The following is a 23,762-nucleotide window of genomic DNA, read 5'->3' on the forward strand; positions in this document are numbered from 1 at the left end:
CTCCACCTGATGTCCAAGCCCCCGCGCGCGCCTTTCCTGACCGATCCGATGATCGCGGTCCTCGTGATCGCGACCGTGCTGGCGCTGGTCCTGCCCGCGGCGGGGGAAGCGCGAGCCACGGCGACGAGCGTGTCCAACATCGGCATCTTCGTCCTGTTCCTCGTGAACGGTATGCGCATCCGCCGCTCCGAGATCGCGCGGGGGCTCGCCAACTGGCGCTATTTCGGGCCGCTGATGCTGTTCGTGTTCGGCGGCATGGCGCTGGCAGGGGTCGGCTTTGCACACCTTGCCAGTGGCCTTCTGCCGCCGCTGGTGGCGCTCGGTTTCGTCTATCTCGGGGTGCTGCCCTCGACCGTGCAATCGGCGACCTCCTATACCAGCCTTGCCGAGGGCAATGTCGCCCTGTCGGTGGTCGGCGCGGCGCTGATCAACATTGCGGGCGTCTTCGTCAGCGCCCCGCTCTTCGCGCTGCTGGGCGGCGGAGGCGCGGGCGAGATCGGCAGCGAGGCGATCCTGCGCATCGGCCTGATCCTCGTCCTGCCCTTTGTTCTGGGCCAGATCGTGCAGGACCGCGTGATCGACCGCATCGCCCGGCACCGCGCGCGGATCGCGTGGCTCGACCGGGCGGTGATCGGGATCGCGGTCTATGTCGCCTTCTCGGGCGCGGTCGAGCAGGGGCTGGCGACGATGTTCGCCGCGACCGACTGGGCGGTGCTGGTCGTGCTGGTGCTGGCGATGCTGGCGCTGGCGCTCGGCGCGGCGTGGGGCATGGCGAGCCTGCTCGGCCTGCCCCGGCCCGACCGCATCGCCTTCCTGTTCGCCGGATCGCAGAAGAGCGTCGCCATCGGCGCGCCGCTCGCCGCGATCCTGTTCCCGCCGGCGAGCGCGGGCTTCGTGATCGCGCCGCTGCTGCTCTACCACCTTGCTCAACTGGTTCTGGCCGCGCCGCTGGCGACGCGGCTAGCGCAGGGAGGCGGGGGCGAGGTGTTTCCTACAGGGCGCTGACCGCGCTATGGCAGCCGGGCTCTTTCCCATCGTCGGCCATACCGCCCCCATGGGCGAAAGCGCGAAAAGCGAAAACACAGTGTCAACTTCGCTTTTGACCCACAAGACCATGAATTTCCTGCCGGAATCCTGTAGGATTGCGAAGTTTACAGTGTCAACTTTGTAAACTTCGCCCGGAGGGCTCAGGCCTTGGGCTGATAGGTCTGGTCGGCGGTGGGGAAGCTGCGGGCACGCACTTCCTCGGCATATTTCGCCACGGTCCGGTCGATCACGCCCGCGATGTCCTCGTAACGCTTCACGAACCGCGGCACGCGCTCGAACATGCCGAGCATGTCCTCGGTGACGAGCACCTGGCCGTCGCAGCGGGCCGAGGCGCCGATGCCGATGGTGGGGCAGGCAACCGCCTCGGTCGCGGCGATGGCAATGGGTTCGACCACGCCCTCGACGACGATCGCGAAGGCTCCGGCCTCGTCGAGCGCCCTGGCATCGGAGACGATCTTCTCGGCCTCCGCGTCGGAGCGGCCCCGTGCGCCGTAGCCGCCGAGCACGTTGACCGCCTGCGGGGTGAGGCCGACATGGCCCATCACGGGGATGCCGCGCTGGTTGAGGAAGGCGACCGTCGGCGCCATCGCCGCCCCGCCTTCGAGCTTCACCGCCGCCGCACCGGTCTGCTTCAGGAGAAAGGCCGCACTTTCAAACGCCTGCTGCGGCGAACTCTCGTAGCTTCCGAAGGGCATGTCCACCACCACGACCGAATGGTAGGACCCGCGCACCACCGCCGCGCCGTGGTTCGCCATCATCTCCAGCGTGACCGGCACGGTCGAGGGCAGACCGTAGATCACCTGGCCGAGCGAGTCCCCGACCAGCAGGAGATCGCAATGCGCATCGAGGATCTGCGCCTGCCGCGCGGTGTAGGCGGTGAGCATCACCAGCGGTTCGGCCGTCACCCCGTCCGACTTGCGCGCCCGGATCGCCGGCACGGTCAGGCGGCGCATCGGGGCAGGCGTGGGGTTGGCGCGGCTCGTGCTCGTGTCGAGCTGGAACGTCGTGGACATGGGGGCGGGGTCTAGCGCCTGTGCGCCCCGGGGGAAAGCCTCGCTTTGCCGCTTGTGTTGCGGGCGTGTTTCGCTAGCGTTGCGCCCTGACGATCGCGCGGGGGAACTGCCTGCGATCAATGGGAGACCAATTCCAGATGTTTCTTGACCGGATCAAGCCGCTCGATGCGATTCTCGCGACGGCGGAAAAGAAATCGCTGCACCGCTCGCTGGGCGCTGTGCAGCTGACGCTGTTCGGCATCGGCTGCATCATCGGCACCGGCATCTTCGTGCTTACCTCGGCCGGGGCGCAGAAGGCGGGGCCGGGGCTGATGCTGGCCTTCATTATCGCGGGGGCCGTCTGCATCGTCGCTGCCCTGTGCTATGCCGAGATCGCCGCGATGGTGCCGGTGGCGGGCTCGGCCTACACCTACACCTATGCGACCATGGGCGAGCTGCTCGCCTGGACGGTCGGGTGGGCGCTGGTGCTCGAATATGCGATCGCCGCCTCCGCGGTATCGGTGGGCTGGTCGGGCTATTTCGCGGGGACGATCCTCAACGAGTTCTTCGGGGTCGGCCTGCCAGCCTGGCTGAGTGCCGGGCCGCTGGTCCTCGGCGGGTCGGAAGGCGGGCTGATCAACCTGCCCGCGCTGGTGATCGCGCTCCTGGTCACCTGGCTGCTGATGGTCGGCACGACCGAGAGCGCGCGGGTCAATGCCGTGCTGGTGGCGATCAAGATCACCGCGCTGACCGCCTTCATCGGCCTCACCCTGACGAGCGCCTATTTCGACCCCGACAAGTTCAACCCCTTCCTGCCGGCCGGCGTCTTCGGCGGCTTCGGCAGCGGCGTGGGCGCGGTCGGCGCGGCGGCGACGATCTTCTTCGCCTACGTGGGCTTCGATGCGGTCTCGACCGCGGCCGAGGAGACCAAGAACCCGCAGCGCAACGTGCCGATCGGCCTGGTCGGTTCGCTGCTGATCTGCACCATCTTCTACATCCTCGTCGCCGCCGGCGCGATCGGCACCATCGGCGGCCAGCCGATCATGGGGCCGAATGGCGTGCCCTTCCCGGCGGGCTCGGAGGAGCTGGCGCGCCAGTGCCTCATGCCTGAACACCGCGATGCGCTGGTGTGCTCCAATGAGGCTCTCGCCCACGTGCTGCGCCAGATCGGCTTCTCGGGGATCGGCAACGTGCTCGGCATCGCCGCCTTCCTCGCGCTGCCCTCGGTGATCCTGATCCTGCTGTTCGGCCAGACCCGCATCTTCTTCGTGATGGCGCGTGACGGCCTGTTCCCGGAGAAGCTGGCCGAGGTCCACCCGAAGTGGAAGACCCCCTACATCGTCACCGGGCTCACGGGTCTGCTGGTGGCGGTCGCGGCGGCGTTCCTGCCGGTCGGGCAGCTGGCCGACATCGCCAATGCCGGCACGCTCTACGCCTTCTTCATGGTGGCGATCGCGGTGATGCTGCTGCGCAAGCAGGCGCCCGACCGCGAGCGGCCCTTCACCGTGCCCGCGCTCTGGCTGATCGGGCCGCTGACGATCGGGGGCTGTCTGTTCTTGTTCCTCAACCTGCCCACCGAGGCCATGCTGGTCCTGCCGATCTGGACGATTATCGGCTTCGTGATCTACTTCGCCTACAGCCGCGGCAACAGCCATCTGGGCCGCGGCGTCGTGGTCGTGGTCGACGACATCGAGGGCGAGGAGAAGATGGTGCCGATCCAGACCCCGGACAACTGATTGTCCTGTCGGACCCGAACCACGAAGGGCCGCCCGCTTGGCGGCCCTTCTGCTTTGGGGAACGGGACGATTGCCAAGCCGGGCATGTTGGAACATAATGCGAACAAATGAGTCGTTCGCCCATGTCCTCTCCGTCTTTCAGACCCTCGCCCGCGCGTATCCTTTCCCGCGCCGTGCCCGAGCCGCGCTGGCGGCCGGGCCTGCCTGCGCAGCCGTTCCATTCCGAGATCTTCGCCCCTGCCGGAGAGGGGAGCGGGGCGGGGCTGGCGCTGGCGCTGGCGCGCGATGCTCTGGCGGCAGCAGGGGAGGGTGAGGAGACCCGCCAGGTCCTGTGGGTGCAGGACCGCGCCGCGATCCGGCTCGGCGGGCGCCCCTGCCTTGCCGGCCTGCCGCCGGACCTGCGCCACCGCCTGATCCACGTCGCCGCCGCCACGCCCGAGGACGCGCTCTTCGCATTGGAGGAGGGGCTGAAGTGCCGCGACCTCGCCTGCGTGATCGGCGAGATCGCCGGCAACCCGCGCGCGCTGTCCTTCACCGCCTCGCGCCGCCTCAGCCTCACTGCCGAGAAGCATGGGGTGCGGCTGTGGCTGGTGCGCCTCGATGCGGAGCCCGACCTGTCCTCGGCGCGGATGCGCTGGCAGGCCCGTGCGGCGCCCTCTGCCGCCCCGCGCTGGAATCCCGCCGCCCCCGGCACCGCCACCTGGCACGCCGAACTGTTCCGCGCGCGTGCCCACGCACCGGGCCAATGGAGCCTCAGCGATGACGCCGGAACCCTGCGCCTCGCCGGCGATCCCGACTTCGAAACCGCCGCGCCGGATCCTGTCCGTCTGGCTCGCCCGACTGTCGGTCGATCGCTGGCGGCGCGCGTCCACGCCTGAGGCCGATGCCGCCCCCACCGCGCTGATCCTCGAGACGGCGCACGGCCCACGCATCACCGCCGCCAACGAGGCCGGGACCGCGGCAGGGGCGCGGCCCGGGATGCTGCTCGCCGACGCGCGCGCCCTGTGCCCCGATCTCGCCGCCGTCCCGGCCGACCCGGCGGGCGATCTCGCCGCGCTCGAGAAGCTCGCCCTGTGGGCGCAGCGCTGGGGGCCGTGGAGTGCCCTCGATCCGCCCGATGGCCTGCTGGTCGACGTGACCGGTGCGGCGCATCTGTTCGGCGGCGAGGAGCGGCTGCTCGCCGATGTCGCCGGCGCCTTCGCCGCGCGCGGCCTCACCGCCCGCGCTGCCCTCGCGCCCACCGCCGGTGCCGCCTGGGCGCTGGCGCATTACGGGCGGGGTGCGGCGATCCTCGCGCCCGAAGACGATCCGCTGCGCCTCTTGGCCGATCTGCCGGTTGCCGCCCTGCGCCTTGATGACGATGTGCTGACCGTGCTGCGCCGTCTCGGGATCAAGCGGCTCGGCGAACTGGCGGGGGTGAGCGGCGCCGAGGATGATCCGGCGCGCGAGGCCGCCGCGCGCGATGCCCTGCGCCGCCGGTTCCGCAACCGCCATGCACCCGCCGCCAACCCGCTGCTGCGCCTCGACCAGCTGCTTGGGCGCGTGCCGGAGCCGCTGCTGCCGGTGATCGACAGGCCCATGCCGCTGGTTCAGCGCCGGCTGATGGAGCCGCTGCGCCACCGCGCCCCGCTCGACACCGTGCTCGCCGATCTCGCCGCCGACATGGTGCGCGCACTCGAGGCGCGGGGGGAGGGCGCGCGGCGGCTCGAACTGGCCTTGTGGCGGGTCGATGGCGAGGTCCTGCAACGCCGCATCGAACTTGCCGCCGCCACCCGCGAGGCGGCGCACATCACCCGGCTCTTCGCCACGCGGCTCGACGATGTCGAGGCCGGGTTCGGGATCGAGATGCTCCAGTTGCGCGCCAGCTGGAGCGAGCCGCTGGCGCTCACCCAGGCCGATCTCGATGCGGCCGCCGAGAGCCACGGGACCGCGCTTGCCGCCTGCATCGACCGGCTGACCATCCGCCTCGGGCCGCGGGCCGTCACCCGCCCGGTCGCCCGCGCCAGCCACATTCCCGAGCGCGCGCAGAGCTGGCAGCCACCGCTCGCTCCCGTTCCGGCCGTCCAGCAGGCGCTCGCCTTCCACACCCGTCCGCTGAAGCTGCTCGACCGCCCGGAGCCGATCGCGGTGCTCCATGCCGCGCCCGACGGCGTGCCCCAGCGCTTCCGCTGGCGCGGCGAGGTGCGCGAGGTGGCCCGGGTCGAGGGGCCGGAGCGGATTGCGCCTGAATGGTGGCGCGAACGCTCCACCACGCGGCTGCGCGACTATTACCGCATCGAGGACGAGGCCGGCCGGCGCTACTGGATTTACCGGCAGGGGATCATCGGTGACGGGCGCGGCGGGGTGCCGGACTGGTTCCTGCAGGGCCTCTATGCCTGATGGATCCCGGCGCTCCCGCTCAGCTTTCCTTTACCGCTTTGTGCGATGCTCGGCCCATGAACCTCGATTCGATCCCGCGTGCGTCCGATCGCAGGCCGATGAGCCTGACGGTGAAGAGCCGTGTGCGCTCGCGCGTGGTGTTCGTCGACCTGCTCGATCTGTCCGAGGGCGGGTGCAAGATCCGCGCAAAGCCCGGCTTTGCCGAGGTGGGCGACCGGGTGACGATGAAGGTCAACGGGATCAACGCCCCGCTCGGCTCGATCGCCTGGGTCGAGGGCGGGCTCGCCGGCGTTGCCTTCGAGGGCGCGATGCACCCGGCCGTGATCGATTTCCTGTGCGAGGGCGGCTCCGCCCGCGACGAGGGCCCGAGGCTGCGGCGCATCTACTGATCGCAGGCCAGACCCGCTTGCAAGCTTTGCATTTGGCAGCGGCGATGTAGGAACATATAAGGAACACACGAAAGGTGTTCCTCGTTCCCATGCCCCAGCAGACCCTCCGCCAGAAGCTCGAGATCCTCGCCGATGCTGCGAAATACGATGCCTCCTGCGCGTCGTCCGGCACGGCGAAGAAGAACTCGCTGGGGGGCAAGGGCGTGGGCTCGACCGAGGGGATGGGGATCTGCCACGCCTATGCGCCCGATGGTCGCTGCATCTCGCTGCTCAAGATCCTGCTGACCAACCACTGCATCTTCGACTGCCACTACTGCATCAACCGCAAGAGCTCGAACGTCGCGCGGGCGCGTTTCACGCCGCAGGAGGTGGTGGACCTGACGCTGAGCTTCTACCGCCGCAACTATATCGAGGGGCTGTTCCTCTCCTCGGGCATCGTCAAGAGCGCCAACCACACGATGGAGCAACTGGTCGAGGTCGCCCGGATTCTGCGCGAGGAGCATGATTTCCGCGGCTACATCCACTTGAAGACCATTCCCGAGGCCGATGCCGAGATCATCCACGAGGCGGGCCTCTATGCCGATCGCGTGTCGATCAATGTCGAGCTGCCGACCGACACCGGTCTCACCCGGCTCGCGCCCGACAAGAATGCAAGGCAGATCGAGGGCGCGATGGGGCGCACAAAAGAGCGCATCCTCACCGCCAAGGACGAGCGCAAGCGCTTCCGCCACGCGCCGCGCTTCGCGCCCGCGGGCCAGTCGACCCAGATGATTGTGGGCGCCGACGATGCCAATGATGCCGCAATCATCGGCAAGGCGAGCCGGCTCTACGACAATTTCGGGTTGAGGCGCGTCTATTACAGCGCCTTCTCTCCGATCCCCGATGCTTCCGCCGTGCTGCCGCTGAAGCGCCCGCCCTTGCTGCGCGAGCACCGGCTCTACCAGTCTGACTGGCTGATGCGCTTCTACGGCTTCGCCCCGCAGGAGGTGGCGGACGCTGCCGGGGCGGACGGCAACCTGCCGCTCGACATCGACCCGAAATTGGCGTGGGCGTTGAAGTTCCGGGAGAGCTTCCCGGTCGACGTCAACCGCGCGCCCAGGGAGCTGTTGCTGCGCGTGCCGGGGCTCGGGACCAAGGCAGTAGCGCGCATCCTCGCCTCGCGCAGGCACCGGCGGCTGCGGCTTGACGACGTGGCGCGGCTCACGGCCTCCCTCGCCAAGGTGCGCCCCTTCATCTGCACCGTGGACTGGCGTCCGACCTTCCTCACCGATCGTGCCGATCTGAGAGGCTTGCTGACGCCGAAGTCAGAGCAGCTGGAGCTGTTCTGATGGGGCTCTGGTCGTTCATCCGTTCGCCTCGAGCGAAGTCGAGAGGCTTCGGCACAAGGTGTCTCGACTTCGCTCGACACGAACGGAGGGGGGCATGACCGCGATGCAGCATGTCAGTCTTGGCGCGCATTACGCTGTCCACCTGCCTGCGCCCGACGATTTCGCCGTCTGGCGCGATCGGGCGCGGGGACTGGTGCAATGCGATGTGCCGCCCGACCGGGTTTCGTGGGTGGAGCCGGGCGGGACAGGCGATCTGTTCGCGGCCGAAGGTCCGTCACGCAGCGAGAAGCGTCTGCCCGTGCCGCCCGCCGATGCGCCGCCGGTGCGTGCCAGCAAGCGCTTTCTCGAACTGGCCCGCCATGCCGCTCTGCACTCCGATCCGGCGCGCTTCGGCCTGCTCTACCGCGTGCTGTGGCGGCTTCAGCGCAATCCCGGCCTGATGGAGGACAAGGCCGACCCGGAGGTGCGCCGGATCGAGGAACTTGCCAAATCGGTGCGCCGCGATGCGCACAAGATGCACGCCTTCGTCCGCTTCCGCGAAGTGGAGGAGGAAGACGGCACACCGCATTTCGTCGCCTGGTTCGAGCCCGATCACCACATCGTCCGCGCCGAGGCCGCCTTCTTCATGCGCCGCTTCGCCAATATGCGCTGGTCGATCCTCACCCCGCGCGGGAGCATCCACTGGGATGGCGAGACGATGCGTGAAGGCCCGCCCGCCCGCCGCTCCGACGCACCCGGGGGTGACCCGGTCGAAGATCTGTGGCGCTCCTACTATGCCTCGATATTCAATCCCGCACGGCTGAAGGTCGGGGCGATGCTCTCGGAGATGCCGAAGAAGTACTGGAAGAACCTGCCCGAGGCCGCGCTGATCCCGCAGCTCATCGCCGGGGCGCAGGCGCGGGAGGCGCGGATGGTGGCATCGGGCAGCCTCGATATGGGCGAACGGCCTTCCACGCTGGAGGGTGTGGGCACGGCGATCCACGCCTGCCGCAATTGCCCGATTGGCGAGCTGGATAACCGTGCTGTCATGGGCGAGGGGCCTCTTGGAGCGCCCCTGATGATCGTCGGCGAGCAGCCGGGCGATCAGGAGGATCGGACGGGACGGCCTTTCGTGGGGCCTGCCGGACAACTGCTCGACGACTATCTGAGCCGTGCGGGGATCGACCGCAGCGCCGCCTACGTCACCAACGCGGTCAAGCACTTCAAGTTTGTGTGGAAGGGCAAGCACCGGCTCCACCAGTCGCCGGGCGCCAAGGAGATCGACACCTGCCGCTGGTGGCTCGAGGCCGAGCGGACCATCGTGAAGCCTCGGCTCGTGCTGGCGCTAGGTGCGAGCGCGGCCCGCGGATTGCTGGGCAAGACGGTGAGCATCACCAGAGTGCGCGGGAGTCCGACGGCTCTCGATGACGGCACCGAGCTGTGGGTCACCGCGCACCCCTCCTACCTGCTGCGCCTCGAGGGCGAGGCGCGCGAGGAACAGGCGCGCCTGTTCGCTGCGGATCTGGCTGCGGTGAGGGAGCGGCTCGCGGAGCTGGCGGGCTGACATGCCCGACGCCCCGCTCACCCCCGACAAGCGCACGCTCGCCATCGACCCGGCCGACATCGCGCCGCCCGAACGCGCGCCTTTCGTCGAACTGGGCCTCGTCAGCTGCTTCAGCTTCCTGCGCGGGGCTTCCGATGCGGTCGACCTGGTGCTGGCAGCGCACGCCGCGGGTTATGACGCGCTGGGGATTGCCGACGTCAATTCGATGGCCGGGGTGGTGCGCATCCATACCGAGGCGAAGACGCTCAAGCTGCGCCCGGTGATCGGCTGCCGGATCGAGACGGTCGAGGGCCTCGCCTTCCTCGCCTACCCCGAGGACCGCGCCGCCTATGGCCGGCTCTGCCGTCTTATCAGCGCCGGCCGGATGCAGACACTCACCGGCGGGTGGCAGGACAAGGGCGTGTGCGAGATCGACCTTGCGATGCTGGCAGCACATAGCGAGGGCGTGCAGCTGATTCTGCTCCCGCCGGACGATCAGGAGGCGGTGTTCACGATTCAGGTGCCGAGCAACGTCATTCCCTTCCGTCGTCCCGGGCTTGATCCGGGACCGCCTGCCGACAGCGATCCCGGCCTGCGCCGGGATGACGAGAGGGAATTGCCATTCCCCGACCTCCTCCCCCACCTCGTCCGCCAACTCCCCACCCTGCGCCACCTCGCCGCCGCCTACCTCTACCGCGGCGACGACATCGCGCGGATCGAGCATCTCGACAGCCTCGCCCGCGCAAACGGCCTGATGCTGCTTGCCACCAACGACGTCCATTACCACGCTCCCGAACGCCGCGCGCTGCAGGATGTGATGACCGCGATCCGGCACAAGACCACCGTCGCGACGGCCGGCCACCTGCTCCACCCCAATGCCGAGCGGCACCTGAAGTCGCCGGAGCAGATGCAGCGCCTCTTCGCCCGCTGGCCCCACGCGATCCGCGCCGCCCGTGAGGTCGCCGATCGCTGCCGGTTCAGTCTCGACGAGCTGCGCTACGAATATCCCGAGGAGATCTATCCCGACGGGCAGACCCCGCAGGCCTTCCTTGAGAGCGAGGTCTGGAAGGGGGCAGGGCGGCGCTACCCGTCGGGCGTGCCCGACTCCGTGCGCCAGACGCTAGAGCGCGAGCTCGCCCTGATCGCCACGCTCGATCTCGCCCGCTACTTCCTCACCATCAAGGACATCGTCGACTTCGCGCGCGGGCAGGAGCCGCCGATCCTGTGCCAAGGGCGGGGCTCCGCCGCCAACTCGGCGGTGTGTTACGTCCTCGGCATCACCAGCGTCGATCCGGCCAAGCACCAGCTCCTGTTCGACCGCTTCATCTCCGAGGAGCGCAAAGAGCCGCCCGATATCGACGTCGATTTCGAGCACGAACGGCGCGAGGAGGTGATCCAGTACATCTACCGCAAATACGGCCGCCACCGCGCCGGGCTGTGCGCCACCGTCATCCACTACCGTCCGCGCATGGCGATCCGCGAGGTGGGCAAGGCGATGGGCCTCTCCGAGGACGTCACCTCCGCGCTTGCGCGGACCGTGTGGGGCGGGTGGGGGCGCGAGATCAGCGAGAAGCACGCCGCCGAAACCGGGCTCGACGTGACCGATCCGCACCTGCGCCGGGTGCTCAAGCTCACCGAGCAGATGATCGGGATGCCCCGCCATCTCGGCCAGCATGTCGGCGGCTTCATCCTCACCGAGGGCGCGCTGACCGAGACCGTGCCGATCGGCAATGGCGCCATGCCCGAACGCTCCTTCATCGAATGGGACAAGGACGACATCGACGCATTGGGCATCCTCAAGGTCGATGTGCTGGCGCTGGGGATGCTGACCTGCATCCGCAAGTGCCTCGACCTGCTCGCCGATCACCACGACCGCCCGCTCACGCTGGCCACGGTCCCGCGCGAGGACCCCGAGACCTACGCCATGCTGCGCAGGGGGGATTCGCTCGGCGTCTTTCAGGTCGAGAGCCGGGCACAGATGAACATGCTGCCGCGCCTGCGCCCGAGGGAATTCTACGATCTCGTGATCCAGGTCGCGATCGTGCGCCCCGGGCCGATCCAGGGCGACATGGTGCACCCCTACCTGAAACGCCGCCGCGGGGCCGAGCCCGTCCGCATCCCCGCTCCTGCGCCCGAGCACGGGCCGCCCGACGAGCTCACCAGCATCCTCGGCCGCACATTGGGCGTCCCGATCTTCCAGGAACAGGCGATGAAGATCGCCCTCGACGCGGCGAAGTTCTCCAGCCTCGAGGCCAACCGGCTGCGCAAGGCGATGGCGACCTTCCGCAGCCGGGGGATGGTCGACGAGCTCCAGGACATGATGGTCGAACGCATGGTCGCGCGCGGATATGACCGCGACTTCGCGCAAAGGTGCTTCAACCAGATCAGGGGCTTCGGCGAATACGGTTTTCCGGAGAGCCACGCGGCGAGCTTCGCGCAGCTGGTCTATGTCTCGAGCTGGCTCAAGTGCCACTACCCGGCGGCCTTCGCCTGCGCGCTGCTCAATTCGCAGCCGATGGGCTTCTATGCCCCGGCGCAGATCGTGCGGGATGCGCGGGAGCACGGGGTGGCGGTGCTGCCGGTCGATGTGAACGCGAGCCTGTGGGACTGCACCCTGGAGGGCGGGGCTCTGCGCCTCGGCCTCCGGCAGATCGACGGCCTGCCCGAACACGTCGCCGCTACGCTCGTCTCGGCGCGCGAGGCCGGGGGGCCTTACCGCGACGTCGCCGACCTGCGGGCGCGCGCGGGCCTCTCGCCGGCGCATATCGAGCGGCTCGCCAGCGCCGATGCCTTCACCTCGCTGGGCCTCACCCGCAGGCAGGCCCTGTGGGACGCCCGCAGCCTCATCCCCGCGCCCGACCTGCCGCTGTTCCGCGCCGCCGGGGTGCGCGAGGAGGGGGCGGAACGGGCACGGATCGCGCTTCCCGCCATGCCGCTCTCCGAGGAGGTGGTGGCCGATTACCAGACCACCCGCCTCAGCCTGAAGGCGCACCCGATGGCCTTCCTGCGCGCCGACCTCGCCCAGCGCGGCTTCGTGCGAGCCTGCGACCTGCGCGCCCGCAAGTTCCGTTCCATGGTGCAGGTCGCCGGCGTGGTGCTGATCCGCCAGCGACCGGGCAGCGCCAAGGGCGTCACCTTCATCACCCTCGAGGACGAGACCGGCGTCATCAACCTCGTCGTCTGGCCCGACCTCAAGGAGAAGCAGCGCAAGGTGGTGATGGGCGCGCGGCTGATGGAGGTGCGGGGCCGGGTCGAGTACGACGACGAGGTGATCCACGTCATCGCCGCCCACATGACCGATGCGACAGCGCGGCTCCACGCCCTGTCGGACGACCTGCTCGAGGCACCTCTAGCCCGGGCCGACGAGGTCAACCGCCCCATGCCCGAACGCGGCCCGCCGCTCCCTCGCGATCTGATCGACGAACTTGCGCCACGGCCCAACGTGACCGGCCACCCGCGCGATCACAGGATTTTGCCCAAGTCGCGCGACTTCCACTAGGGTCCGGCAGATGCCACCCGCCGCGCCCAACCCCCATTTCCGCGCCGCCCGCCGCGCCCTGTTCGCCCTTGTGCCGCTGCTGCTGGCGATCGCGGGCTGGCAGTGGCTCCAGAACCACCCCCAGCACAACCCTTGGGCTCCGCTCGACCTGCGCGACCCGCCGGGCTGGGCGACGCGCACCAAGCTGGCCCGGCTGAAGGAGGACGTCGGCGCGTGCCGGGCGGTGCTGGCGCGCAGCGACATCGTCTTCACCGCGCTCGATGCGGCGGGGGAGGGGGAGTGCGCCCGGCCCGACCGCACCCGCCTCGGCGACTACCCGCTCAGCCCCGACACGCCGCCGGTGACCTGCCCTGTCGCCATCGCCCTCGAACTGTGGCGGCGCGATTCGGTGGCGCCTGCCGCGCGCCGGATCCTCGGCAGCGACATTGCCCGGATAGAGCACCTTGGCGCCTTCTCCTGCCGCCGGATGTATGGCGCGAGCGAGGGTCGCTGGAGCGAACACGCGACCGGCAACGCCATCGACATCGCCGGCTTCGTGCTGGAGGACGGCCGGCGGATCAGCGTGCTCGGCGACTGGGACGGGGAAGGCACCGAAGCCCGCTTCCTGCGAGAGGTGCGCGACGGCGCCTGCAAGAGCTTCGCCACAGTGCTCTCGCCCGATTACAACGCGGCCCATGCGGATCACTTCCATCTCGATCAGGACGGGCGCTGGAGCGGGGTGTGTCGTTAGAACATCCTTGCACACGGCCCGCCCGTCCCACTACCTTCGCGCAAAAGGGGGAGACGATCCATGATCACGAGGAGCATGCTGCTCATTGCGGCCGCGGCGCTGGCGCAGCCGACACAGGCCGCGCCGCCACGCGACATACCGGCCGCGATCTACACCGATCCGCCTCACGATGCGGCGAACCCGGCACGCATGGAGGTGCTGCACATCCCGAGCGGCGGGGTGGAGATCAACGGTGTCGCCTATCTCGCCGCCGGCAGAGGGCCACATCCGACGGTGGTGATCTGCCATGGTTGGCCCGGCAACGAGAAGAACCTCGACCTCGCCCAGGCGGTGCGGCGCGCGGGTTGGAACGCGGTCACCTTCAACTATCGCGGTGCCTGGGGCAGCCCGGGCGCGTTCCGCTTCGCCCAGAACCCCGAGGATGCAAGGGCCGTGCTCGCCTTCCTGCGGGATCCCGCCAATGCGGCGCGGCTTGGCGTCGATCGGGCCCGGCTCGTGATCATGGGGCACTCGATGGGGGGCTGGGTCACCACGCTGGTGGGCGGCGCCGATGAGGGGTTGATCGGGGTGGGCCTGATCTCCGCGGCCAACATGGGCGTGGTGCGCGGCCTCGACCGCGAGGGTATCCTCAATATGGCGCGCACAAACGCCGAAGCACTGGCCGGGACCAGCCCGGAGCGCATGGCCGAGGAGCTCGACACAAGCCGTGCGGCGTTCAATTTCCTGAGCGCAGCGCCCGGCCTTGCGCGCAAACCGCTGCTGGTGCTGAGCTCGGATGACGGCCTTGCCCCGCAGACCGATGCGCTGGTCGCCGTTGTGCGCCAGAATGGCGGGACGCGGATCACCACCTATCACGCGGCGACGGACCACAGCTGGTCGGACCGGCGCATCGATCTCGCCGCACAGGTCATCCGGTGGCTCGACGGCCTGGAGGCGAAAGCCCGATAGCGGTCAGCTCGCCTCGAGCGCGTAGCCGGCCGAGCGCACCGTGCGGATCGGGTCCTTCGCGCCTTCGACCGTGATCGCCTTGCGCAACCGGCGGATGTGGACGTCGACCGTGCGCAGCTCGATGTCGGAGCCGGTGCCCCATACCCCGTCGAGCAGCTGGCCGCGGCTGAACACCCGACCCGGGCTTTCCATGAAGAACTTGAGCAGCCGGTATTCCGTCGGCCCCAGTTGCAGCGCACGGCCGCGGCGCTGGACCTTGTGGGCGACCGGATCGAGCCGCAAATCGCCCACCTCGATGGTCTCGCCGGCGAGCGCGGGACGGATGCGGCGCATCACGGCGGCTACGCGGGCCAGCAGCTCACGGGGAGAGAAGGGCTTTGTCAGGTAATCGTCCGCCCCGGTCTCAAGGCCCCTGACGCGGTCGTCCTCGGCCTCGCGCGCGGTGAGCATGATGATAGGGACGTGGGCGGTGTCCTTGTCGCGGCGCAACCGGCGGCATACCTCGATCCCGCTGGTGCCCTCGATCATCCAGTCGAGAATGATCAGATCGGGCACTTCCTCCGCCGCGAGCACCAGCGCCTCGTCACCGTCGCCGGTGCAGCGCACGGCGTAGCCTTCGTTCTGGAAGCGGTATTCGAGCAGTTCGGAGAGCGCCGGATCGTCTTCAACCAGCAGCAGTTTGGCAGCGGACATACGGATGATGCCTCCTTGCGGCTCCCCCTGGAGCGCGCGTCACCGAAGCCTATGTTTCACTTGCGCGACAATTTGATGAAAACGCACATGGCAAATTTTCAACAGGACAGTGACAAGCCCGGCGCCTCAGCGATCGCCCTCAGGAGGATAGACGCCGGTTGCGGCGAAGTGCACCATCTCGGCGACGTTGGTGGCATGGTCGCCGATCCGCTCGATGTTGCGGGCCACGAAAAGCAGCTGTGCCGCGCTCGAAATGGTCGAAGGATTCTCGACCATGTAGCTCACGAGATTGCGGAAGATCGAGTTGTAGAACCCGTCGACCTTCGCATCGGTGGCGATCACTTCGCGCGCGAGATCGGGGTCGCGGGCGGCATAGGCGGTGAGCACGTCGTGGACCATCTCGCCGGCGAGTTCGCCCATTGTCGGAAGCAGGGTCAGCGGTTCGAACCGGGCGCGGCCGTCGATCATGCCGGTGCGCTTGGCGATGTTCTTCGAATAGTCGCCGATCCGCTCGAGCACGCCGGCGATCTTCAATGCCGCGATCACCTCGCGCAGGTCGTCCGCCATCGGCGCGCGCAGGGCGATGATCCGCACCGCGAGCTTGTCGACCTCCATTTCGAGCGCATCCATGCGCTTGTCGCGGGCGACGACCTGTTCGGCCAGCGCTTCGTCGCCGCGCACCAGCGCGTCCAAGCTCTCCGCGATGGCGACCTCGGCGATGCCACCCATTTCCGCGATCAGCCCGCGCAGGCGGGTGATGTCTTCGTCGAATGCCTTGACGGTATGCTCAGCCATCAGCCGTAACGTCCTGTAATATAATCTTTCGTCCGTTCCTCGATGGGATTGGTGAAGATTTCCGAGGTTGGACCATACTCGACCATCTTGCCGAGGTGAAAGAATGCGGTGCGCTGGCTGACACGCGCGGCCTGCTGCATCGAGTGGGTGACGATCACGATCGCGTAGCGGCCGGAGAGCTCGTCGATCAGCTCCTCGATCTTGGCGGTGGCGATCGGGTCCAGCGCCGAGGCCGGCTCGTCCATCAGGATCACCTCGGGATCGACCGCGATGGCGCGGGCGATGCACAGACGCTGCTGCTGGCCGCCCGAAAGCGCCGTCCCCGAATCGTCGAGCCGGTCCTTGACCTCGTCCCACAGCCCTGCGCGGGTCAGCGAGCGTTCGACGATCACGTCGAGATCGGCCTTCTTCTCGGCCAGCCCGTGGATCTTGGGCCCGTAGGCGATGTTCTCGTAGATCGACTTGGGGAAGGGGTTGGGTTTCTGGAACACCATGCCCACCCGGGCGCGCAGCTGGACCACGTCCATGCGGCTGCCGTGGATGTCCTCCCCGTCGAGTTCGATCAGCCCCGTCACCCTGGCCGCGCCGATGGTGTCGTTCATCCGGTTGAAGCACCGCAGGAAGGTCGACTTCCCGCAGCCCGAAGGGCCGATGAAGGCGGTGACGTAATCGGGCGAGATGTCGATCGACACCTCGTCGATGGCTTTCTTCTCGCCATAGAAGACGCAGACATCGCGCGCGCGGATCTTCGCGCTTTCGTCGGTCATGTTGGGATGGATGACTGTCACCAGCGTTTCTCGAACTTGTTGCGGAGGTAGATTGCGACGCCGTTCATGGTCAGCAGGAACGCGAGCAGCACGATGATAGCCGCACTGGTGCGCTCGACAAAGCCGCGGTCGATCTCGTCGGACCACAGGAAGATCTGCATCGGCAGAACGGTGGCGGGGGAGGCGAAGCCTTCGGGCGGGGTGGCCACGAAGATGCGCATCCCGATGAGGAGCAGCGGCGCGGTCTCGCCCAGGGCGCGGGCCATGCCGATAATGGTGCCGGTCAGCATCCCCGGCAGGGCGAGCGGCAGGACATGGTGGAACACCACCTGCACCGGCGATGCGCCGATGGCGAGCGCGCCGTCGCGGATCGACGGGGGCACCGCCTTGATCGCGTTGCGCCCGGAAATGACGATCACCGGCATGGTCATCAGCGCCAGCGTCATCCCGCCGATCAGCGGGGCCGAGCGCAGGTTGGGGAACAGCGCGAGGAACACCGCCAGCCCGAGCAGGCCGAAGATGATCGAGGGCACCGCGGCAAGGTTGCTGATCGACACCTCGATTATGTCGGTCCAGCGGTTGCGGGGGGCGTATTCCTCCAGATAGAGCGCCGAGAGCACGCCGATCGGGACGGCCAGCACCAGCGTCACCAGCATGGTCAGCATCGAGCCCTTGAGCGCCCCCCAGATGCCGACCGATTGCGGCGAGGTGGCATCCGAGCGGGCGAGGAAGCCCCAGTCCCAATTGCGCGCGAGCTTGCCTTCGGCGGCGAGCCTGTCCGCCAGCGCCTGCGTCTCGGCCGGGCCTTCGGCCTGGAGACCGGCGGCGAGCGCCGAGGAGACGGGCAGGTTGAAGGTCGCGGTCCTGCCGACGAGTTCGGGATCCTCCGCCAGCGCCGCGGCGACATCGCGCCAGGCCTCGGGCGAGATCTGGGCCGCGGCGTCCTTGCCGACCTGCTCCTCGGCGAAGAAGGTCACGACGTCCGGCAGGCCCTGCATCTCGAGGGTCTGGCTGGCGCTTGGCGCGGTCAGCGACGTGGCATCGCCGGTGATGCCGCTCGCCGGGAAATCGATCGTAACCTCGAGTTCGGCGCGCTGGAAGCCGCCGATGCCGTTCATCAGCATGTTGCCGAGCAGGAATACCAGCACCGCGACCGAGAACACCACCGCGCCAAGGCCGAGGCGCTTGAAATTGCGCTCGGCACGGTAACGCTTCGCGAGACGCTGCTCGAAGGCGGGCGTGCGGGTCGGGCCGAGCGGCTGCGCGGCGGGCGCGGGCGCGGTTTCGGACATGGGAATGCTGCTCATTCGTAGGCCTCCCGGAAACGCTTGACCACGCGCAGGGCGATGAAGTTGAGCGCAAGCGTCACCATGAACAGCACGAAGCCGAGCGCATAGGCGCTGAGCGTCGCCGGGTGATCGGTGCTCTGCTCGCCGGTCAGCAGCTTGACGATCTGCACGGTGACGGTCGACATCGGTTCCAGCGGATTGGCGGTGAGATTGGCGGCGGGCGAGGCGGCCATGACGACGATCATCGTCTCGCCGATCGCGCGGCTGACCGCGAGCATGATCCCGGCGACGATGCCGGGCAGGGCTGCCGGGAACAGCACGCGGCGGATCGTCTCTGAGCGGGTCGCGCCCATCGCGAGGCTCCCGTCACGCATCGCGCCCGGCACGGCGGCCATCGAGTCGTCCGCCATTGAGGAGACGAAGGGAATGATCATCACCCCCATCACGATCCCCGCTGCAAGCGCGCTCTCGGTCGAGGCGCTGGTGATGCCCACCGCGACCGCCGCATCGCGGATCATCGGGGCGAGGGTGAGGGCGGCGAAATAGCCGTAGACGACCGTCGGCACGCCCGCGAGCAGTTCCAGCAGCGGCTTGATCCAGGTGCGCACCCGTGGGTCGGCATACTGGGTGAGGTAGATCGCGCTCATCAGCCCGAGCGGGATCGCCACAATCATGGCGATGATCGCGCCGATGAAGATCGTACCCCAGAACAGCGGCACCGCGCCGTAGCGCGAGGGATCGACCGAACTGGCGCTCGTCATCGTGTCCGGGCCCCACTTGGTCCCGAACAGGAAATCGACCGGCGATACCATGCCGAAGAAGCGCACCGTCTCGAACACCAGGCTCGCGAAGATGCCGAAGGTCGTGAGGATCGCCACCAGCGAGGCGACGAGGAGAATCATCATCACCGTGCGTTCGACCCGGGTGCGGGCGCCGAACTGCGGCCTGAGGCGAAGGAAGGCGAGCGCGCCGCCGGCAATGGCGATCAGCACGGTCACGATGATGCCGATGGTGTTGTAATGGGCGAAGGCATCGCGGAAGGGCGCGATCAGCGCCTCGGCCTCGTCGTTGAAGACCCCGGGCGCCTGGCCCAGCGCCACCGCGCGCGCCTCGCCGAGGAAGGCGTCCCGCTCGAATCCGAAGGCTGGCAGGCTTTCGGCCGCGGGCGAGGCGAGCACCGATTGCAGCACCAACTGCGGCGCGATCACGCTCCAGGCGACGACGAAGCCGAGCACCGGCATCACCACCCACAGGGCGACATACCAGGCGTGGTAGATCGGGCGCGAGGCGGGCCGCGTTGCTGCATCGCCCGTCTGGAAGCTCCACGCCTTGGCACGCCCCGCCAGCCAGCCGAGCAGGCCGAGGCCGAGAGCAATCAGGATCAGCGTGATCGGCGACATGTTCAGACCTGTGGTTCCTGCCGGAGGTGCGCGTCGGGCGTCGGGCCGAGTGAGAAAGCCACGGCACGGGCTGCGCGAAGCCAGCCTTCACGCCATGGGCGCGCCATGTTGAAGAAATAAGACACGTTTATGACACTTGTTGCGTTTGGGGTGCGCGGGGGTCGCTGTCGCCTGCTGCATTGTCGCTTTCGGCGAGCGGCACCGCCTCGGGCGGATCGCGTTCCGCGAGCGGAATCCGCACCACCACGCGCGTGCCCTTGCCGAGCTCGCTGGTGATGTCGAGCCGCCCGCGGTGCCGCTCGACGATGTGCTTGACGATCGCGAGGCCGAGGCCCGTGCCGCCGGAGGCGCGGCTGCGGCCCGGGTCGGTGCGGTAGAAGCGCCGCGTGAGGTGCGGGATCTGCTCGGGCGCTATGCCTTCGCCCTCGTCCTGCACCGCGATGCGCGCCAGATCACCCTGCGCCAGATCGAGCGTGACGTGCACCGGCGCATTGGCCGCGCCGTATTTCAGGGCGTTGTCGACGAGGTTGCGCACCACCTGTTCGAGCTGCTGGAGATCGCCCAGCACCAGCGGCTCGGCGGCGAGATCGAGCTTCAGCCGCTCGATCCGCTGCGGCCCTGCCGCATCGCGCGCCGCACGCTCGACGAGCGGGGCGAGGTCGATCCGTGTGGTGGGCAGATCGTGCTTCTCCGCCTCGACCCGGCTGAGGCTCATGAGATCGCTGACCAGCGCCTGGAGCCGCTGCGCCTCGCGCTCGATGATGCCGAGGAACTTGCGCGCGGTCGGCGTGTCGATGTCGCCGTCGCCTTCCTGAAGCGTCTCGACATAGCCGATGATCGCGGCGAGCGGGGTGCGCAGCTCGTGGCTGGCATTGGCGACGAAATCGGTGTGCGCGCGGCTGATGTCGGCCTCTGCGGTCTGGTTGATGAATTCGAGCATCGCCAGCCGATCGTCGATTCTCTGGCGGCTGATCTGCCAGATGTCGCCGCGCCGGACGAGCCCGCGCACGATCGCCTCGCTCTGGCGGTTCTCGCCGAGCAGGCTGATCGCCTCGGGCTGGCGCAGCGCGACGCGCGCGTCCTGGCCGATGATGTGCGGCCCCAGCATCCTGCGCGCCGCGCGGTTGGCGAGCGCGATGGTGTTGCGCTCGGTGATGACGAGCGGAATCGAGGAGTTCTCGATCAGGTCGCGGATCGATTCGAGCGTGAGGCGCTGCTTGACCTTGGCCTTGGGCGGCTCGGGCGGGCGTCCTGCGGCAACGAGCAGCGATCCCACCCACACCGTCAGCACGGCAAGCGCGATGACGACGTCGGTTCCCAGCATCAGCAGCGCCACGAAGGTCACCGCCGCAAGGCTGATGCCGGCGATGGGAATGTTCTGGCCGCTGCCCATGGCCAAGCGCCTTACAGGCTGGCAGCCCCGGTGGGAAGCGCCGAGCGGTGCCGGGGTGCCACGAAAAAGGGCGGCGAGGCCGAAGCCTGCCGCCCGCTTGTCCGCTTCCGGAAGAGTGGTGACCCGTACGGGAATCGAACCCGTGTTTCAGCCGTGAAAGGGCCGCGTCCTAACCGCTAGACGAACGGGCCACGTCCGGTGCGGAAGCGCGCCTTTAGGGGGGCGCTTCGAGACGGTCAACCCCCGACTTGCGCAAAAATTCGCACGGGCGTGGCAGCCGGTGCAAAAGCCCCCGCTCAATCGGCGAAAGCGGCGTCTTCCAGCTGCAATTCCGCAGCCGGTCGGCTGCCCCAGTCGTCGATCCGCGCGCGGCCGGCGAGATGGAAGCGGCGGCCCTGGTGGCGGTGGAGCAGGGTCTGGCCCATTTCGGTCTCGGCGGCGCGGAAAGCGATCGCCTTGAAGCTCTTGCCGTCATTGCCGCTGGCGACGATCCGGACATGATCCTTGCCGACGATGTCCGCCTTGACGATCCGGACCGACCCGACTGCGACGCGCGGCGCGGGCCAGCCGACGCCGTAGGGGCCGGCCGCCTCCAGCGTCTCGACCAGATCGGGGGTGAGGCCGCCGGGCGCCAGCGCGAGGTCGAGCAGCATCGCCGCCCCGGCACGGGCGCGTTCGACATCGCGCGCGAGGCGCTCGTCGAGAAAGCCCGCGAAGTCCGCAAGCCGCGCCGGGTCGATCGTCAGCCCCGCCGCCATCGCGTGCCCGCCGCCCGCGACCAGCAGCCCGGCCTCGCGCGCGGCGATGATCGCAGCACCGAGATCGACGCCGCTGATCGAGCGGCCCGAGCCCTTGCCCTGCGCCTCGTCGAGCGCGATCACGACCGCGGGCTTCCCGGTCTTCTCCTTGATCCGTCCCGCGACGATCCCGATCACCCCGGGGTGCCAGCCATGCCCGCTGAGCACCTGCACCGCCATGTTGTGCTGGCCTGCGAGCTGCGCCTCGGCCGCTTCCTGCACCTCGGCCTCGATCGCACGGCGTTCCTCGTTCAGCTGCGAGAGCTGGGCGGCGATGGCGCGGGCTTCCTCCGGGTCGGCGGTGGTGAGCAGGCGCACGCCGAGGGTCGATTCGCCGATCCGCCCGCCCGCGTTGATCCGGGGGCCGAGCGCAAAGCCGAGGTCGCTGCATTGCGGCGCACGGGCGAGGCGGCTTGCGTCCATCAGCGCCGCCATGCCGATCCGCCCGCGGCGGGCGAGCACCTTCAGCCCTTGCGCCACGAAGGCGCGGTTGAGGCCGTGGAGCGCGGCGACATCGGCGACCGTGCCTAGGGCTACGAGGTCCAGCAGGCCCATCAGGTCGGGCTCGGCGCGCCCGCCCGCGAACCAGCCGCGCCCGCGCAGGGTGCGCACCAAGGCCACGCCGAGCAGGAAGGCGACACCAACCGCCGCAAGGTGGCCGTGGGCTGCGCCGAGGTCGCTTTCGTCGAGACGGTTGGGATTGACAAACGCCGCGGCGGGGGGAAGGTCGGGCGCGCACTTGTGGTGATCGACCACGATCACGTCCACCCCCGCATCGCGCGCCATCCCGAGCGCCTCGTGCGCCATCGCCCCGCAATCGACCGTGACGATCAGCTGAGATCCGGCCTCGGCGAGCCTGACCAGCGCCTCTCCGGAGGGGCCGTAGCCCTCCAGCAGCCGGTCGGGGATGTAGTAGCCCGCCTCGAGACCCAGCTGGCGCAGCAGCTCGATCAACAGCGCAGCACTGGTCGCGCCGTCGACGTCGTAATCGCCGTAGATCGTCACCCGCTCACCCGTCATCACCGCGGCCGCGAGGCGCTCGGCGGCGGCGTCCATGTCGCGGAAGGTCGATGGATCGGGGAGGAAAGCGCGCAGCGTTGGCTGGGCGTGGCGGGCGAGATCGTCCTCTGCGACGCCGCGGGTCAGCAGCAGCTGGTCGAGGATCGAATGGTCGAGGCCATGCACCCCGTCGCCCAGCTCCATGTTCCCGCCGCGCCAGCGCCATGCCTTGCCCGAGAGTGAGGCGGCAACGCCGAGCACCGGCGCAAGACCGGGCATGGAGGGAAGCGAGCGGGAGGCCATCGCGAGGTGCGATAGCGCAAAGGCTCCGCGCCATACAGATGCGCGGCGTTGACAATCGACAGCCCTGCGCGGCAGCCTTCTCTCCCATGAGCACCATGACCGCCGAACCCCGCCTGCTGATCGTCTGGCACAGCCGCACCGGCGCCAGTGCGGCGCTGGCGCGGGCGGCGGCGGACGGGGCGGGGGAGGCGGGCTGGCTGGTGGCGGCAGCAGAGGCCACGCCCGACATGCTGCTGGCCGCGCAGGGCTATCTGTTCTGCTGTCCCGAGAATCTCGCAAGCATGAGCGGGATGATGAAGGAAATGTTCGACCGCGCCTATTATCCCGTGCTCGGCCGGATCGAGGGGCGCCCCTATGCCACGATCATCGCCGCCGGATCGGACGGGGAGGGCGCCCAGCGCCAGATCGACCGGATCGCGACGGGCTGGCGGCTGCGGCGGGTGGCGGAGCCGATGATCGTCAATCTTGCGGCCCAGACGCCCGAGGCGATCGCCGCGCCCAAGCAGGTGCCCGGATCGGCCCTTGTTCAGGCACGCGACACCGGCGCGGCGCTGGTGGAAGGTCTGCGGCTCGGGCTGTTCTGAGATTGCTCCGAAACGGCACGGGTGTGCCGTTTGGGGACTCGACGATTTGCAGCAAACGCGCCAAATGTGGACAGCTTTTTTGTCGACAACTGCGCGACTTACGGAGGGGGGCTGGCCAATTTCACAGTCGCAGCGCGCTAGGGATGCCGAGCTGCACCTGCTGTTTGCCCTC

19 protein-coding genes and 1 tRNA gene are annotated in these 23,762 nt (G+C 68.9%); 11 read left to right on the forward strand and 9 right to left on the reverse strand.

From position 1 onward, the window contains the following. Positions 1–9 precede the first annotated feature (9 nt). Entirely contained in the window at positions 10–1,005 is a 996-nt protein-coding gene (locus CBR61_RS09835; RefSeq protein ID WP_088914193.1) for a bile acid:sodium symporter family protein, read from the forward strand. Between the two features lie 182 nt (positions 1,006–1,187). Here the strand turns inward: CBR61_RS09835 and panB are convergent, their stop codons facing one another. Then, positions 1,188–2,060 carry a 3-methyl-2-oxobutanoate hydroxymethyltransferase gene (gene panB, locus CBR61_RS09840; protein WP_088914194.1) on the reverse strand — a complete coding sequence of 291 codons (873 nt, stop codon included), beginning with the start codon at positions 2,058–2,060 and terminating at the stop codon, positions 1,188–1,190. 137 nt (positions 2,061–2,197) lie between these two features. Here panB and CBR61_RS09845 point away from each other — a divergent pair, with 137 nt between their 5' ends. From CBR61_RS09845 to CBR61_RS09885, 9 genes are all read left to right on the forward strand, one after another. Beyond that, positions 2,198–3,775, forward strand: coding sequence for an amino acid permease (locus tag CBR61_RS09845; RefSeq protein ID WP_088914195.1), 1,578 nt, complete (start codon positions 2,198–2,200; stop codon positions 3,773–3,775). A gap of 122 nt (positions 3,776–3,897) precedes the next feature. Then, on the forward strand, positions 3,898–4,653 hold the full coding sequence (locus tag CBR61_RS16825) for a recA-like protein (protein WP_157696557.1): 756 nt from the start codon (positions 3,898–3,900) through the stop codon (positions 4,651–4,653). Further along, complete coding sequence (locus CBR61_RS09855) at positions 4,535–6,154, forward strand: DUF6504 family protein (protein ID WP_088914196.1); 1,620 nt, start codon at positions 4,535–4,537, stop codon at positions 6,152–6,154. Before CBR61_RS16825 ends, CBR61_RS09855 begins: the two co-directional genes overlap by 119 nt. 56 nt (positions 6,155–6,210) lie before the next feature. After that, a complete protein-coding gene (locus tag CBR61_RS09860; protein WP_088914197.1) occupies positions 6,211–6,543 on the forward strand; it encodes a PilZ domain-containing protein in 333 nt (110 codons plus the stop codon). Positions 6,544–6,632: 89 nt separating this feature from the next. After that, entirely contained in the window at positions 6,633–7,871 is a 1,239-nt protein-coding gene (locus tag CBR61_RS09865) for a putative DNA modification/repair radical SAM protein (protein ID WP_088914198.1), read from the forward strand. Positions 7,872–7,965: 94 nt separating this feature from the next. Then, positions 7,966–9,414, forward strand: a complete 1,449-nt coding sequence (locus tag CBR61_RS09870; RefSeq protein WP_088914199.1) for a UdgX family uracil-DNA binding protein — start codon at positions 7,966–7,968, stop codon at positions 9,412–9,414. Between the two features lies 1 nt (position 9,415). After that, positions 9,416–12,892, forward strand: coding sequence for an error-prone DNA polymerase (locus tag CBR61_RS09875; RefSeq protein WP_088914200.1), 3,477 nt, complete (start codon positions 9,416–9,418; stop codon positions 12,890–12,892). A 10-nt stretch (positions 12,893–12,902) separates the two neighbouring features. Continuing rightward, positions 12,903–13,622 carry an extensin family protein gene (locus CBR61_RS09880; protein WP_088914201.1) on the forward strand — a complete coding sequence of 240 codons (720 nt, stop codon included), beginning with the start codon at positions 12,903–12,905 and terminating at the stop codon, positions 13,620–13,622. Positions 13,623–13,682: 60 nt separating this feature from the next. Next, on the forward strand, positions 13,683–14,570 hold the full coding sequence (locus CBR61_RS09885) for an alpha/beta hydrolase family protein (RefSeq protein WP_088914202.1): 888 nt from the start codon (positions 13,683–13,685) through the stop codon (positions 14,568–14,570). A gap of 3 nt (positions 14,571–14,573) precedes the next feature. Here CBR61_RS09885 and phoB read toward each other — a convergent pair whose 3' ends face one another. The 8 genes from phoB to recJ all read right to left on the reverse strand — a co-directional run bounded on the left by phoB (position 14,574) and on the right by recJ (position 23,006). After that, positions 14,574–15,263 (reverse strand): phosphate regulon transcriptional regulator PhoB, encoded by a 690-nt coding sequence (gene phoB, locus CBR61_RS09890; protein WP_088914203.1) that lies wholly within the window; start codon positions 15,261–15,263, stop codon positions 14,574–14,576. 126 nt (positions 15,264–15,389) lie between these two features. Continuing rightward, the gene (gene phoU / locus CBR61_RS09895; RefSeq protein WP_172835944.1) at positions 15,390–16,058 is read right to left on the reverse strand and encodes a phosphate signaling complex protein PhoU; all 669 of its coding nucleotides are present in this window, start codon (positions 16,056–16,058) and stop codon (positions 15,390–15,392) included. Further along, positions 16,058–16,825 (reverse strand): phosphate ABC transporter ATP-binding protein PstB, encoded by a 768-nt coding sequence (pstB, locus tag CBR61_RS09900; protein WP_088915565.1) that lies wholly within the window; start codon positions 16,823–16,825, stop codon positions 16,058–16,060. The genes phoU and pstB overlap by 1 nt, the downstream gene beginning before the upstream one ends. Positions 16,826–16,842: 17 nt before the next feature. Then, entirely contained in the window at positions 16,843–18,132 is a 1,290-nt protein-coding gene (gene pstA, locus CBR61_RS09905; RefSeq protein WP_088914204.1) for a phosphate ABC transporter permease PstA, read from the reverse strand. Then, positions 18,129–19,514: a phosphate ABC transporter permease subunit PstC gene (gene pstC / locus CBR61_RS09910; protein ID WP_088914205.1), complete on the reverse strand. Its 1,386-nt coding sequence runs from the start codon at positions 19,512–19,514 to the stop codon at positions 18,129–18,131. Before pstC ends, pstA begins: the two co-directional genes overlap by 4 nt. A 127-nt stretch (positions 19,515–19,641) precedes the next feature. After that, a complete protein-coding gene (locus CBR61_RS09915; protein ID WP_088914206.1) occupies positions 19,642–20,907 on the reverse strand; it encodes a sensor histidine kinase in 1,266 nt (421 codons plus the stop codon). Positions 20,908–21,023: 116 nt separating this feature from the next. Next, a tRNA-Glu gene (locus CBR61_RS09920) sits at positions 21,024–21,098 on the reverse strand. A 105-nt stretch (positions 21,099–21,203) separates the two neighbouring features. Next, entirely contained in the window at positions 21,204–23,006 is a 1,803-nt protein-coding gene (gene recJ, locus CBR61_RS09925; protein WP_088914207.1) for a single-stranded-DNA-specific exonuclease RecJ, read from the reverse strand. 95 nt (positions 23,007–23,101) lie between these two features. Here recJ and CBR61_RS09930 point away from each other — a divergent pair, with 95 nt between their 5' ends. Next, positions 23,102–23,590, forward strand: a complete 489-nt coding sequence (locus CBR61_RS09930) for a flavodoxin family protein (RefSeq protein WP_088915566.1) — start codon at positions 23,102–23,104, stop codon at positions 23,588–23,590. Positions 23,591–23,762: the final 172 nt, after the last annotated feature.

Source organism: Porphyrobacter sp. CACIAM 03H1 (assembly GCF_002215495.1).
Taxonomy (GTDB): Bacteria; Pseudomonadota; Alphaproteobacteria; order Sphingomonadales; family Sphingomonadaceae; genus Erythrobacter.

Bases quoted from the DNA above. Each gene is read 5' to 3' on its own strand.
- CBR61_RS09855 (WP_088914196.1), top strand. From the start codon at position 4,535: ATGACGCCGGAACCCTGCGCCTCGCCGGCGATCCCGACTTCGAAACCG.
- CBR61_RS09885 (WP_088914202.1), top strand. From the start codon at position 13,683: ATGATCACGAGGAGCATGCTGCTCATTGCGGCCGCGGCGCTGGCGCAG.
- CBR61_RS09875 (WP_088914200.1), top strand. From the start codon at position 9,416: ATGCCCGACGCCCCGCTCACCCCCGACAAGCGCACGCTCGCCATCGAC.
- phoU (WP_172835944.1), bottom strand. From the start codon at position 16,058: ATGGCTGAGCATACCGTCAAGGCATTCGACGAAGACATCACCCGCCTG.
- CBR61_RS09860 (WP_088914197.1), top strand. From the start codon at position 6,211: ATGAACCTCGATTCGATCCCGCGTGCGTCCGATCGCAGGCCGATGAGC.
- CBR61_RS09880 (WP_088914201.1), top strand. From the start codon at position 12,903: ATGCCACCCGCCGCGCCCAACCCCCATTTCCGCGCCGCCCGCCGCGCC.
- CBR61_RS09865 (WP_088914198.1), top strand. From the start codon at position 6,633: ATGCCCCAGCAGACCCTCCGCCAGAAGCTCGAGATCCTCGCCGATGCT.
- phoB (WP_088914203.1), bottom strand. From the start codon at position 15,263: ATGTCCGCTGCCAAACTGCTGCTGGTTGAAGACGATCCGGCGCTCTCC.
- CBR61_RS09870 (WP_088914199.1), top strand. From the start codon at position 7,966: ATGACCGCGATGCAGCATGTCAGTCTTGGCGCGCATTACGCTGTCCAC.
- pstB (WP_088915565.1), bottom strand. From the start codon at position 16,825: ATGACCGACGAAAGCGCGAAGATCCGCGCGCGCGATGTCTGCGTCTTC.
- CBR61_RS09835 (WP_088914193.1), top strand. From the start codon at position 10: ATGTCCAAGCCCCCGCGCGCGCCTTTCCTGACCGATCCGATGATCGCG.
- recJ (WP_088914207.1), bottom strand. From the start codon at position 23,006: ATGGCCTCCCGCTCGCTTCCCTCCATGCCCGGTCTTGCGCCGGTGCTC.
- CBR61_RS09915 (WP_088914206.1), bottom strand. From the start codon at position 20,907: ATGGGCAGCGGCCAGAACATTCCCATCGCCGGCATCAGCCTTGCGGCG.
- pstA (WP_088914204.1), bottom strand. From the start codon at position 18,132: ATGAGCAGCATTCCCATGTCCGAAACCGCGCCCGCGCCCGCCGCGCAG.
- CBR61_RS09845 (WP_088914195.1), top strand. From the start codon at position 2,198: ATGTTTCTTGACCGGATCAAGCCGCTCGATGCGATTCTCGCGACGGCG.
- pstC (WP_088914205.1), bottom strand. From the start codon at position 19,514: ATGTCGCCGATCACGCTGATCCTGATTGCTCTCGGCCTCGGCCTGCTC.
- CBR61_RS16825 (WP_157696557.1), top strand. From the start codon at position 3,898: ATGTCCTCTCCGTCTTTCAGACCCTCGCCCGCGCGTATCCTTTCCCGC.
- panB (WP_088914194.1), bottom strand. From the start codon at position 2,060: ATGTCCACGACGTTCCAGCTCGACACGAGCACGAGCCGCGCCAACCCC.
- CBR61_RS09930 (WP_088915566.1), top strand. From the start codon at position 23,102: ATGACCGCCGAACCCCGCCTGCTGATCGTCTGGCACAGCCGCACCGGC.